Here is a 13253-nt window from a genome sequence, read left to right on the forward strand (position 1 = left end):
CTCCGCCATAACCACCAGGTCGGCAAAGCGCATGTTAATCGAGAAGCTGTTTTGTGCTTTTGTCGTTTTCGTGACGATCCCTTTGGGATCGCACTGCGATGAACATAAGGAATGAGAACGATCAAGCCTATCGAACTATTAGTACCGGTAAGCTTCATGCGTTGCCGCACTTCCACACCCGGCCTATCAACGTGGTCGTCTTCCACGGTTCTCAGGGAATACTCGTTTTAAGGTGGGTTTCCCGCTTAGATGCCTTCAGCGGTTATCCCGTCCGGATATAGCTACCCTGCTATGCGGCTGGCGCCACAACAGGTCCACCAGAGATCCGTCCATCCCGGTCCTCTCGTACTAGGGACAGATCCTTTCAATATTCCTACACCCACGGCAGATAGGGACCGAACTGTCTCACGACGTTCTGAACCCAACTCACGTACCGCTTTAAATGGCGAACAGCCATACCCTTGGGACCTGCTCCAGCCCCAGGATGCGATGAGTCGACATCGAGGTGCCAAACAACCCCGTCGATATGGACTCTTGGGGTCATCAGCCTGTTATCCCCGGCGTACCTTTTATCCGTTGAGCGATGGCCCTTCCACACGGGACCACCGGATCACTATGACCGACTTTCGTCTCTGCTCGACTTGTCAGTCTCGCAGTCAGGCGGGCTTATGCCATTGCACTCGACGACCGATTTCCGACCGGTCTGAGCCCACCATCGCGCGCCTCCGTTACTCTTTAGGAGGCGACCGCCCCAGTCAAACTACCCACCATACATTGTCCCGGACCCGGATAACGGGCCGCGGTTAGACATCCATAGAGATAAGGGTGGTATTTCAAGGGTGGCTCCACCAAGGCTGGCGCCCTGGCTTCAAAGCCTACCACCTATCCTACACATGCCACTACGAATGCCAATGTAAAGCTATAGTAAAGGTGCACGGGGTCTTTCCGTCTAACCGCAGGAACCCCGCATCTTCACGGGGAATTCAATTTCACTGAGTCTATGCTGGAGACAGCGGGGAAGTCGTTACGCCATTCGTGCAGGTCGGAACTTACCCGACAAGGAATTTCGCTACCTTAGGACCGTTATAGTTACGGCCGCCGTTTACTGGGGCTTCGATTCAAAGCTTGCACCTCTCCTCTTAACCTTCCAGCACCGGGCAGGCGTCAGACCCTATACGTCGTCTTGCGACTTCGCAGAGCCCTGTGTTTTGATAAACAGTCGCTACCCCTGGTCTGTGCCACCCTCACCCTGCTTGCGCAGGAAAGGGTCACGCTTCTTCCGAAGTTACGCGTGCAATTTGCCGAGTTCCTTCAGCATAGTTCTCTCAAGCGCCTTGGTATACTCTACCAGTCCACCAGTGTCGGTTTCGGGTACGGTCTATAAGGAGGAGCTATTTCCTGGAACCACTCCGCTGCAGGGATCAATCCAATAAGACCCCACAACATACGTGATCCGTCACTTCCTCCAGGCCCACGAATATTAACGTGGTTCCCATCGTCTACGCATTTCTGCCTCGACTTAGGGGCCGGCTAACCCTGCTCAGATTAGCTTTAAGCAGGAACCCTTGGACTTTCGGCGGGGTGTCTCTCACACCCTTACGTTACTCATGTCAGCATTCGCACTTCTGATACCTCCACCGCCCCTCACAGGTACGGCTTCGTCAGCTTACAGAACGCTCCGCTACCGCTTGCAGCAAGCTGCAAACCCTAAGCTTCGGTGTATGGCTTTAGCCCCGGTACATTTTCGGCGCAAAGACCCTTATTTAGACCAGTGAGCTGTTACGCTTTCTTTAAATGATGGCTGCTTCTAAGCCAACATCCTGGTTGTTTTGGGATCCTCACATCCTTTCCCACTTAGCCATAACTTGGGGACCTTAGCTGTAGGTCAGGGTTGTTTCCCTTTTCACGACGGACGTTAGCACCCGCCGTGTGTCTGCCGACTAGTACTCCCAGGTATTCGGAGTTTGGTTAGGTTTGGTAAATCGGTGAGATCCCCTAGCCCATCCAGTGCTCTACCCCTGGGGTATTCGGTCGACGCTCTACCTAAATAGATTTCGCGGAGAACCAGCTATTTCCGAGTTTGATTGGCCTTTCACCCCTAGCCACAAGTCATCCCGAACTATTGCAACAGTTATGGGTTCGGACCTCCAGTAAGTGTTACCTTACCTTCATCCTGCTCATGGCTAGATCACTCGGTTTCGGGTCTAATGCGTCGAACTGAACGCCCTGTTCAGACTCGCTTTCGCTGCGCCTACACCTACCGGCTTAAGCTTGCTCGACACACTAAGTCGCTGACCCATTATACAAAGGTACGATGTCACCATTTCAGGCTCCATCTGTTTGTAGGCAACCGGTTTCAGGTACTCTTTCACTCCCTTGTCGGGGTGCTTTTCACCTTTCCCTCACGGTACTAGTTCGCTATCGGTCATGCACGAGTACTTAGGCTTGGAGAGTGGTCTCCCATGTTCAGACAGGATTTCACGTGTCCCGCCTTACTCAAGGACGATTGATCGCATTACGCGTACGGGGCTGTCACCCACTATGGCCCTACTTTCCAGAAGGTTCCGCTTGTCTCTCAATCGCCACTGGCCTGGTCCGCGTTCGCTCGCCACTACTTGCGGAGTCTCGGTTGATGTCCTTTCCTACGGGTACTTAGATGTTTCAGTTCCCCGCGTTCGCCACTTTACCCCTATGTATTCAGGGTAAGTTACCTAATAACGATACTTGTAAACCACAACAGCCGCCGAACTTGCGCTCGCCGACTGCTCTGATTTTACAAGTATCTTAGGTGGGTTTCCCCATTCGGAAATCGTCGGATCAAAGGGTATTCGCACCTCCCCGACGCTTATCGCAGCGTATCACGTCCTTCATCGCCTGTGCATGCCAAGGCATCCACCAATTGCCCTTAAGACACTTGATCGTTCTCATTGCCAATGTTCATCATGATTTCTCACAACGACATCGGCACAAAAAGACCAGCTTCTCGAGATCGGTCCGGGGGCAGCGGTTAGGCAAGCCCATCATATGCGGGAGATTGAGCGTCTCACCGCGACAAACCATCTTCATCACCGCGCAAACTCTTCCAACAAGGCATGGCAGCCTCATCTTCCAAGCTCACACTCCGAGGATGGAGTCCGAACAAATCTTCTCTTTACAATGTCAAACAGAACAAGCGGCTGGCTCTTTGGGAGCTAACCACAAATCTTGGCTTTGAACGATTTCTGATGCTTGCCACATCCTCTCGACAGCCAACCAGGAAGGTTGGTGGAGCCGGACGGGATCGAACCGACGACATCCTGCTTGCAAAGCAGGCGCTCTCCCAGCTGAGCTACGGCCCCTGATACCTATCAAAAGGAAAGTGGTGGGCCTGGGAGGACTTGAACCTCCGACCTCACGCTTATCAAGCGCGCGCTCTAACCAACTGAGCTACAAGCCCTTGCCCAAGCGCAGATGGCGATCAGCTTCGAGGCCGAGCCTCAATGGCCGCCAATCATAAACTCAAACTGGCTGGTTTAACTGGCCGTCGCGGCTCGTGCCGCTCACGCTAACGACACAAACATGCCGCGCGGAGCGCAATCAAAAATCATTCACGAAGAAAGAGAAACGAAGGCGGCAGACCCGCTTATGGTATGCGCGATGGTAAGAATGACTTTCTTCCATCTTGTTCCAAGAGCTTCGAAAGGCAGAGGCTCGATCCGAACAACGCTAGCCCCCTTCGTATTACCGCGGCTGCTGGCACGAAGTTAGCCGGGGCTTCTTCTCCGGTTACCGTCATTATCTTCACCGGTGAAAGAGCTTTACAACCCTAGGGCCTTCATCACTCACGCGGCATGGCTGGATCAGGCTTGCGCCCATTGTCCAATATTCCCCACTGCTGCCTCCCGTAGGAGTCTGGGCCGTGTCTCAGTCCCAGTGTGGCTGATCATCCTCTCAGACCAGCTATGGATCGTCGCCTTGGTAGGCCTTTACCCCACCAACTAGCTAATCCAACGCGGGCTCATCCAACTCCGATAAATCTTTCTCCTATCGGACGTATACGGTATTAGCACAAGTTTCCCTGAGTTATTCCGTAGAGCTGGGTAGATTCCCACGCGTTACTCACCCGTCTGCCGCTCCCCTTGCGGGGCGCTCGACTTGCATGTGTTAAGCCTGCCGCCAGCGTTCGTTCTGAGCCAGGATCAAACTCTCAAGTTTTGAAACTTTGATTGGCTTTAACGTCGCAGCCTCGATGGCCGCGACCTGGTCACGCATGAATTGACGAGAACATTCACACCTGGACGATCTCTCGTCCTGGTAGACTATTCTCTCAAAACGTGTCCGCCAAAGTCTCGTTCGAACAGCCAAATCCCTGGCGGGATAAGGTGTTCAGCAGGACTCTGCCGCCCACGTTTCTCTTTCTTCAATATTCAATTGTCAAAGAACAGACACCGCTCAGACGCAATGTCGGGGCCCGGCAGCTAGCGCCTTCAGACCCAGTCGAGTGTCGCTCACGCGGCTCTCTTGAATTCGAACCAACAAGGACCTTTCTGAAACCCGCTAACCAAAAAACCTCAGTTCCTTGAAGCGAACTCCGGGGCCGCCAGCGGCGCGCCGCCCTCGTTGTTGAGGCGTATATAGTCGCCACCTCTCCAGACTGTCAACGACCTTTTCCAACTTTTGCGAATTTTTTGCGACATACAACACAGACACCCCAAGAACCCTGCGTAAGCACAAGCTGAAATCAACAAACACCCTCGGCAGGTCACCGCAAAAGCCGCAATCAACGCGCGAAATCAATAACTTGATTCACATCACAACGCGAAACCGGCAAACGAATCTCGATTCCATCGCCCCGGAAAAACCACCGCCAGGCCAAAACAAACCGCACAACGCTCGCTCGAAAGATGATTCAGAGCCGATTCACACCGCGAATCCATCATCAACCGCCCAACAAGCCGCCAAGCGTCTCATTCAGCGCCAAATCCGCCAGGCGTCGGCGTGACGACAATCACCGCTTCGCCCGGTTCGAGCACGGTCTGGTCGCAGGCCTTGAGCATGTCGATCGTGCCGTCGTTGCGACGGACCTTGGTCGCTCCTTTCTGGCCTTCGCCGCCGCCGTCCAGCCCGAGCGGCGGACGCGAGCGGTGCGAAGAGAGAATCGAGCACTCCATTTTCTCGAGGAAGCGGATCGTGCGCTTGGTGCCGTCGCCACCTAGCCAGCGACCCTTGCCGCCCGAGCCCTCGCGAATACGGAAGTCCTCGAGCAAGACAGGGAAACGCAGCTCGAGGATCTCGGGGTCGGTCAGGCGCGAATTGGTCATGTGGGTGTGGACACCCGACGTGCCGGCAAAGCCACGCCCGTCGTTCATGCGGCCGGCGGGCGAACCGGAGCAGATCGTCTCATAATATTGGTAGGTGGCGTTGCCGAAGGTGAGATTGTTCATCGTCCCTTGCGCATTGGCGAGCGCGCCCATGGCGCCGAAGATCGCGTTGGTGACGTGCTGCGAGGTCTCGACATTGCCGGCGACGACGGCGGCCGGATAGGACGGGCGCAGCATCGAACCGTCGGGGATGATAATGTCGATCGGCCGGAGACAGCCGGCATTCATCGGGATGTTGTCCTCGACCATGACGCGGAAGGCATAAAGCACGGCGGCGCGGGCCACCGGCTCGGGCGCATTGAAGTTGTTCTTCACCACAGGCGAGGTGCCGGTGAAGTCGACGGTCGCCTTGCGCTCGGCCCGGTCGATGGAGATCCTGACCTTGATGACCTGGCCGGTGTCGGTCGGGTATTCGTACTCAGCATGGTCAGGCAGGCGGTCGAGCACGCGGCGCACGCTTTCGGCGGCGTTGTCCTGGACATGGCCCATATAGGCTTCAACGACGTCGAGGCCGAAATGCCCGACCATCTTCCTGAGCTCGGCCACGCCCTTTTCATTGGCGGCGATCTGGGCCTTGAGGTCGGCAATGTTCTGCTGCGGGTTGCGGGCGGGATAGGCGTGGTCGGTCAGCAGGTGGTGGAGTTCATTTTCGCGGAACGTGCCGCGCTCGACGAGACGGAAATTGTCGAACAGCACGCCTTCTTCGTCGACAGTCGTTGCCAGCGGGGTCATCGAGCCGGGTGCAGTGCCGCCGACATCGGCGTGATGGCCACGCGCGGCGACCCAAAAGAGGATATTTCGTGACTGGCTGCTCTCCCCCCTTGCGGGGGAGAGCCCTTCCTCGTCGAACACCGGCGTGACCACCGTAATGTCAGGCAGATGTGTGCCGCCATTGTAAGGAGCGTTCAGCGCGAAGACGTCGCCGGGATGGATGTCGCCCGCGTTGAGACGGATGATGGTTTCGACCGAGCGATCCATCGAGCCGAGATGCACCGGCATGTGGGGTGCGTTGGCGACCAGCGCCCCCGTGCGGTCGAAGACGGCACAGGAGAAGTCGAGCCGCTCCTTGATGTTGACCGAATAGGCAGTGTTCTGCAGCGTCACGCCCATCTGCTCGGCGATCGACATGAACAGGTTGTTGAACACCTCGAGCATGACGGGATCTGCGGCGGTGCCGATGGCGGCGCGACGCTGCTTTTTCTCGACGCGCCGCATGACGACGTGGTTGCGGGCGCTGATCTCGGCGGTCCAGCCGGGTTCGACCACGATTGTCTGGTGGCTCTCTATGATAAGGGCAGGACCTGGGACCTTGTGGCCGGGCTTCATGCCAGCCCGGCGGAAGGCACCGGCCTCATGCCACGCACCTTCGGTGAAGATCTTTCTCGTCTCGGCGGTGGTGGCCGGCTTTTCTTCAAGCGGGGTCTCCTGTTCCGAGAGCCCGCGGGCGCTGCCGTCGCGACCCTCCAGCACCACCGCTTCGACCACGGTCGGCTTGTCTTTATATATGAAGCCAAACTGCGCCTTGTGGGCAGCCTCGAAGGCAGCCTTGGCCTCGGCAATCGAGCCGTGCTCGAAGCCGACCGGCAGGGCGGTGTCGGTGCCGTCGTAGCGGATATGCAGGACAGGCCGCAGGGCGACATCGTCTTCGGCGATGGCCTGACCGGCGAGCTCCGCCAGCACCTCGGCGCGCAGATTGCCGATCAAGGCCTCGATCTCGGCGCGCGATTCCTCGGCCAGCGGCTTGAGCAGCGCCTGCTGCCGCGAGGCGAAGACAGACGACAGGCCGATGCCATAAGCCGACAGCAGGCCGGAGAAGGGGTGGATCAGCACCGCCTCCATGCCGAGTGCGTCGGCCACCAGGCAGGCATGTTGGCCGCCGGCGCCGCCGAAGCAGTTGAGCAGATACTCCGTGACATCGTAGCCGCGCTGGACCGAAATCTTCTTGATGGCGTTGGCCATGTTCTCGACGGCGATGGTGACGAAACCCTCGGCGACCGCCTCGGGGCTGCGGCCATCGCCGATCTCTTCGGCGAGCGCTGCAAACTTCTTGCGCACGACGCGAGCGTCGAGCGGCTGGTCTTGCGCAGGGCCGAAAATAGCCGGGAAGAAATCGGGCTGCAGCTTGCCGAGCATGACATTGGCGTCGGTGACGGCGAGCGGGCCACCGCGGCGGTAGCAGGCGGGGCCGGGATTGGCGCCGGCGGAATCGGGCCCGGCGCGGAAGCGGCCAGCCTCGAAATGCAACACCGAGCCGCCACCGGCGGCAACTGTGTGGATGCGCATCATCGGGGCGCGGACACGCACGCCGGCGACCTCGGTGTCGAAGCTGCGCTCGTATTCGCCGTCATAATGGGCGACGTCGGTCGAGGTGCCGCCCATGTCGAAACCGATGACCTTGTCGAAGCCGGCAAGCTTGGCCGTCTCGACCATGCCGACGACGCCGCCGGCGGGGCCTGACAAAAGCGCATCCTTGCCCTGGAACAGTTCGGCGGCGGTGAGGCCGCCGGAGGACATCATGAACATGAGGCGAGGGTTTTTGCCCTCCCCCTTGTGGGCAGGGTCGGGGCGCAGCACCGGGGCGGAGGTAGCCCCCGTCGCACTGTCACCCCGAACCCGTCCGTCTTCGCCGTCCGACCCTGTCCACAAGGGGGACGGCAAAACGCCCAATTCCCCTGCCACCTGCCGGACATAGCGCGACAGGATCGGCGACAGGTAGGCATCAGCGACAGTCGTATCCCCACGCCCGACCAACTTGATCAGTGGCGAAACCTCGTGGCTGACCGACACCTGGGAGAACCCACATTTGCGGCAAACGGCGGCGACGGCGCGTTCGTGTTCAGGGAACTTCCAGGCATGCATGAAGACGATGGCGACGGCATCGATGCCGTCGGCCCTGGCTTGCAGCAGCTGCGGCTTGATCTCCGCGATATCGAGAAGGCGCTCGACGGTGCCGTCGACCCGCACCCGCTCGTCGACCTCGACGACACGTTCATAGAGTTGCTCGGGCAGGATGATTTCCTTGGCGAAGATGTCCGGCCGGGCCTGGTAGGCGATGCGCAGGGCATCGCGGAAACCCTTGGTGATGAGAAGAAGGACGCGGTCGCCCTTGCGTTCGAGCAGCGCATTGGTGGCAACTGTCGTGCCCATCCTGATGTCACCGATGCTGCCGGGCGGAATGGCCGCTCCCGGCGCCAGGCCGAGCAGGTCGCGGATACCCTGGATGGCAGCATCGCGATAGGCCTCGGGATTTTCCGACAGCAACTTGCGGGGGTGGAGGCGACCATTAGGGTCGCGACCGATGACGTCGGTGAAGGTGCCGCCACGGTCGACCCAGAAATCCCACCTGCCGGACATGACGCTCTCCCTTTTCGCGGTCGCGGCGCGTCGACGAACGGTGCCGCTTGGCTGGGAGGAAGCGGCAGGCTTGCTGCCCCGTCAAGAGCAGAAAATCCGCGCCAGTCCGTGCCTGATGGGATTAGTTGTCCTGGTCGTACAGAACCACCATCAGCGCTCGGGCGGTTTCCGAGCCGCTATTGGCAATTTCGTGGGATACGTCGGCGCGATAGCGCGCCGTCTCGCCTGTCTTCAGCGCCTGCCGTCCCAGCTCGGTTTCCACCGATAGGCCGTCAGTGTTGGCAGTCAGATGCTCGAAGGTGCCGGGCGCATGCGGCGCGCTTTGCAGCTTGCAGCCAGGCGCGATCTCGACCTCGTACCATTCGATACGGCCGGCCAGGGCCGGCGAACTCAGGATACGCAGCCGCCAGGCCCCGTCAGGGCTCTTGATTTCAGGTGTCAGCGCCAGCGTCACCAGTTCGATGGCCTCTGCCTTACGCTGGTGGGTGATGCCGCCCGCGATGAGCTGGGAAAAATCGATGCCGAGGGCCTGGGTCAGCGACCACAGAACGGCGAATGTCGGGTTGGCCTCGCCGCGCTCGATCTGCGACAGCATCGAGCGCGAAACGCCCGAAATCGCCGCAAGCCGGTCGAGCGTCAGGTGGCGCTCCTTGCGTTCCTTCTGGATTACCGGGCCGATCTTCGGCGCGTCGTTCACTTCCATGTCGCCTCCCCCAAAAGCGGCCCACTGATAGCACCGGCTCGGCCGTCCTGCGAGGCATTTGCGTCTTGTTCGCTGGCCCAACAGGATTCCACTAGACTTGCCATCATATCCATTATATCGGAATTTCCATCTTAATGGATGGAGAGACCGTTGAACCAGGATTTCCTTTCCCACATCTCGAACGTTCTCCAGGGCATCGAGACCGACGGCCTCTACAAGCGTGAGCGCCATATCTCCGGCATGCAGGCCGGCCGTATCAAGGTGAAGGGTCCGGATGGCGAACGCCAGATGGTCAATCTCTGCGCCAACAACTATCTCGGCCTCGCCGACAATGCCGATATCCGCAAGGCGGCGGCAACTGCTCTCGACGAGTTTGGCTTCGGCATGGCCTCGGTGCGCTTCATCTGCGGCACCCAGACGCTGCACCGCGAGCTCGAGCACGCCATATCAGACTATCTCGGCAAGGACGATGCGATCCTGTTCGCTGCCTGCTTCGACGCCAATGGAGCGCTGTTCGAGCCGTTGCTCGGCGCCGAGGACGCCATCATCTCCGACAGTCTGAACCATGCCTCGATCATCGACGGCGTCAGGCTCTCCAAGGCCAAGCGGTTCCGCTACGCCCAGGGCGATATGGACGACCTGGAGACCCAGCTCAAGCAGGCCGCAGTTGACGGCGCGCGCTTCAAGCTGGTCGTCACCGACGGCGTGTTCTCGATGGACGGCCACGTCGCCAAGCTCAAGCAGATCTGCGATCTCGCCGAGCGCTATGGCGCCATCGTCGCCGTCGACGATTGTCATGCCACCGGCCATATCGGCGAAGAAGGCCGCGGCACGCCGGCGCTGACGGGCGCCGGCAACCGCGTCGACATCGTCACCGGAACGCTGGGCAAGACGCTGGGCGGCGCGATGGGCGGCTTCATCGCGGCGTCGCAGCCGATCATCGACCTGCTGCGCCAGCGCGCGCGCCCCTACCTCTTCTCCAACAGCCTGGCGCCAGCCGTTGCCGCCGGCTCGCTGAAGGCGATCGAGATCGCGCGTGGCGCCGACGATCTGCGTGCAAAACTCGGCCGCCACACCACACGCTTCCGCGATGGCCTGACCGAGGCCGGCTTCACGCTGCTTCCCGGCGAGACGCCGATCATCCCGGTCATGCTGGGTGATGCGGTGCTGGCGCAGCGAATGGCCAAGGCGCTCGACGAGCGCGGCGTCTATGTCGCCGGCTTCTTTTATCCCGTGGTGCCTCAGGGCAAGGCGCGCATCCGCACCCAGATGTCGGCAGCGCTCGACGAGCAGGACATCACCTTCGCCATCGACGCCTTTGCCGACGCCGGCAAGTCGCTCGGCATCATCTGAGTTTCAGGAGTTTTCCCATGCGCGCACTGGTCAAGGCCAAGGCTGAACCCGGCATCTGGATGGAAGACCGGCCCGTACCGGAAGTCGGCCCCGACGACGTGCTGATCAAGGTCAACAAGACAGGCATCTGCGGCACCGACATCCACATCTACAAGTGGGACGAATGGGCGGCCAAGACCGTGCCGGTATCGATGATAACCGGCCACGAATATGCCGGCGAGATCGTCGAGCTGGGTTCGCATGTGCGCGGCTTCAAGGTCGGTCAGCGCGTGTCGGGCGAAGGCCATGTCATCGGTATGCGCAGCCGCGCCAGCCGCGCCGGCCGCTACCATCTCGATCCGGAGACCCAAGGCATCGGCGTCAACCTGCCCGGCGCCTTCGCCGAATATGTCCGCATCCCCGCCTTCAACGTGGTGCCGCTGCCCGACACCATCGACGACGAGCTCGGCGCCATCCTCGACCCGCTCGGCAACGCCGTACATACGGCGCTGTCCTTCGACGTTGCCGGCGAGGACGTGCTGATCACCGGCGCCGGCCCGATCGGCATCATGGGTGCTGCGGTGGCGCGGCATTGCGGCGCGCGCCATGTCGTCATCACCGACGTCAACCCCAAGCGCCTCGAACTCGCCACCCAGGTCGCCGACGTCACGCCCGTCAACGTCGCCGAGGAAGACCTGCGCGACGCCATGGCGCGGCTACGCATGCGCGAAGGCTTCGACGTCGGCTTCGAGATGAGCGGCTCGCCCGCAGCCTTCGACCAGTTGATCGAACACACGCTGATGGGCGGCCGTATCGCGCTGCTCGGCGTGCCGGCAAAGCCGTTCCCGATCGATCTTTCCAAGATCGTCTTCAAGATGATCACGCTGAAGGGCATCTATGGCCGCGAGATGTTCGAGACCTGGCACAAGATGCTGGCGATGCTGGAAAGCGGCCTCGACATCCGCAAGGTGATCACCAGCCGCATGAAGGCCGACGACTACCAGGCCGCCTTCCATAACGCCGCCAATGGCGAAGCGGGGAAGATCGTGCTCGAGTGGTAGGCTACTACACGCCTGCTGAAGACAAAAAGGGCCGCGCCGACTGCGCGGCCTTTTTTGTTGGGGCACGTTCGCAAGCGATTGACGTGTTCGCCCAGCAACCCCTCTCCGCCTCGCTGCGCTCGGCACCTCTCCCCAAAGGGGCGAGGAACCCAGGTTCTGAACGCTCAACGAGACTTCGGATACGTGCCAGCGCCTGTCCAGCTTGGGTTCCTCGCCCCTCTGGGGAGAGGTGGCCCGAAGGGCCGGAGAGGGGTTTGATGACAAACAATCAGCTGCAAAAAGAAAAACCCGCGGAAGCTGCCTTCCGCGGGTTTTGCCGTTCGCAGTCGATAAACCGGCCTACGCCGCCTTCTGCAGTGGCAGGCCGAGCTCCTGGCAGATGCCCCTGACGTGGGCGGCACTTGTCTTGATGTAGTCGACCGTCTCGGCATAGTGGTAGTTCTTCACAGCCCAGGCAGCGAAGCTTTCGCGGTCCAGGACCTCGCCGCTGGCGATGCGGGCAGCGTAGTCCTGCACCATCTTCATATAGTCGGCATACTCCTCGACACTGAGGTCGGGGTGGCCTTCGAGCCATTTGGGATCGGCGATCTCGATGATCATCTTGGGCGGGTTGCGCGGCCGGTCCGAGAAAGATTCGTAGTTTTCGATCGACAGGTTGAGACCGGGATTGGCGGCGGCCAGGATCGGCATGATGGCGCGGAAATCGACGACGCCGCCGCCGCAAGGGCGCATCTGGAAATCGAGCACCTCGCCATCATAGGCAATCAGCGCGTCCTTGATGTGGGACTGGCGTACATAAGGCGCCACGCGCCTGGCCGCCCAGACCGGGTGCTCGGCGCGCTGCAGCACGTTGGCCGTGTCGAAGACGATGCCCGTCGTATCCGGCCCGACTTCCTCGACCAGCCGCACCAGTTCGAAGGAGGTGATCTCTTCATGCGTCTCGAGGTTCAGATGGATGCCGAGGTCGCGAGAGATCGGCGCGAGCTTCTTGAGGAAGCGCGCGGTGGCGTCGAGCTGCTCTTGCCAGGTCACGTCGGTGCGGAAACGGTCGTAGGCGAAGCGGCCGGTATAGGCCGGCTTGTAGTTGGCGGTCGCCACCCAGAGTTCGCGGCAGTCGATGGCGGCACAGGCCTCCATCATGCGGCGGAAGCCGAGCACGATGTCGCCATCGCCGATGAGGCGCAGTTCGGGCGCCTCGGGGGTGGCATAAGGATTGACCTTGCCGAGGCCGGTTTCGAGATACATGCCGAGTTCGTCGGCGCGCTGTTTGATCTCGCCGAGATAGCCGGCATCCAGCGTCGGGCTCATGTCGAGCACGGTGCGGAAGAACAGGCCCTCCATGCCCAGTTCCTTGGCATGATCGAAGCTGGCCACAGGTCCGCGCTTGGTGGCTTCGGGAATCTTGCGGCCATCGACACCGATACGCATCGGCAGTCTCCTTGG

5 protein-coding genes, 2 tRNA genes, 2 rRNA genes and 1 other annotated feature (1 of these 10 running past the window's edge) are annotated in these 13253 nt (G+C 60.3%); of the genes, 2 read left to right on the forward strand and 7 right to left on the reverse strand.

Annotation, left to right across the window (positions count from 1 at the left end):
* The 6 genes from rrf to IG197_RS13775 all read right to left on the reverse strand — a co-directional run.
* Positions 1-19, reverse strand: a 5S ribosomal RNA gene (gene rrf / locus IG197_RS13750) (it extends 96 nt beyond the left edge of the window).
* Positions 20-117: 98 nt separating this feature from the next.
* Positions 118-2920: ribosomal RNA gene (locus IG197_RS13755) — 23S ribosomal RNA — on the reverse strand.
* A gap of 342 nt (positions 2921-3262) precedes the next feature.
* Positions 3263-3338 (reverse strand) — tRNA-Ala (locus IG197_RS13760).
* Between the two features lie 21 nt (positions 3339-3359).
* A tRNA-Ile gene (locus IG197_RS13765) sits at positions 3360-3436 on the reverse strand.
* Between the two features lie 204 nt (positions 3437-3640).
* Positions 3641-4194 (reverse strand) — a sequence feature (16S ribosomal RNA rRNA prediction is too short).
* Between the two features lie 752 nt (positions 4195-4946).
* Positions 4947-8714 (reverse strand): hydantoinase B/oxoprolinase family protein, encoded by a 3768-nt coding sequence (locus tag IG197_RS13770; RefSeq protein WP_192319492.1) that lies wholly within the window; start codon positions 8712-8714, stop codon positions 4947-4949.
* 121 nt (positions 8715-8835) lie between these two features.
* The gene (locus IG197_RS13775; RefSeq protein ID WP_067955483.1) at positions 8836-9417 is read right to left on the reverse strand and encodes a helix-turn-helix domain-containing protein; all 582 of its coding nucleotides are present in this window, start codon (positions 9415-9417) and stop codon (positions 8836-8838) included.
* Positions 9418-9567: 150 nt separating this feature from the next.
* Here IG197_RS13775 and IG197_RS13780 point away from each other — a divergent pair, with 150 nt between their 5' ends.
* Together IG197_RS13780 and tdh are read left to right on the forward strand one after the other, a co-directional pair.
* Positions 9568-10770, forward strand: coding sequence for a glycine C-acetyltransferase (locus tag IG197_RS13780; protein WP_192319494.1), 1203 nt, complete (start codon positions 9568-9570; stop codon positions 10768-10770).
* 17 nt (positions 10771-10787) lie between these two features.
* Positions 10788-11810: an L-threonine 3-dehydrogenase gene (gene tdh / locus IG197_RS13785; protein WP_067955487.1), complete on the forward strand. Its 1023-nt coding sequence runs from the start codon at positions 10788-10790 to the stop codon at positions 11808-11810.
* Between the two features lie 339 nt (positions 11811-12149).
* Here tdh and IG197_RS13790 read toward each other — a convergent pair whose 3' ends face one another.
* Complete coding sequence (locus tag IG197_RS13790) at positions 12150-13238, reverse strand: sugar phosphate isomerase/epimerase (RefSeq protein WP_067955489.1); 1089 nt, start codon at positions 13236-13238, stop codon at positions 12150-12152.
* Positions 13239-13253: the final 15 nt, after the last annotated feature.

Source organism: Aminobacter sp. SR38 (genome assembly GCF_014843375.1).
Lineage (GTDB): Bacteria > Pseudomonadota > Alphaproteobacteria > Rhizobiales > Rhizobiaceae > Aminobacter > Aminobacter ciceronei.

Bases quoted from the DNA above. Each gene is read 5' to 3' on its own strand.
- IG197_RS13770 (WP_192319492.1), bottom strand. From the start codon at position 8,714: ATGTCCGGCAGGTGGGATTTCTGGGTCGACCGTGGCGGCACCTTCACC.
- IG197_RS13775 (WP_067955483.1), bottom strand. From the start codon at position 9,417: ATGGAAGTGAACGACGCGCCGAAGATCGGCCCGGTAATCCAGAAGGAA.
- tdh (WP_067955487.1), top strand. From the start codon at position 10,788: ATGCGCGCACTGGTCAAGGCCAAGGCTGAACCCGGCATCTGGATGGAA.
- IG197_RS13790 (WP_067955489.1), bottom strand. From the start codon at position 13,238: ATGCGTATCGGTGTCGATGGCCGCAAGATTCCCGAAGCCACCAAGCGC.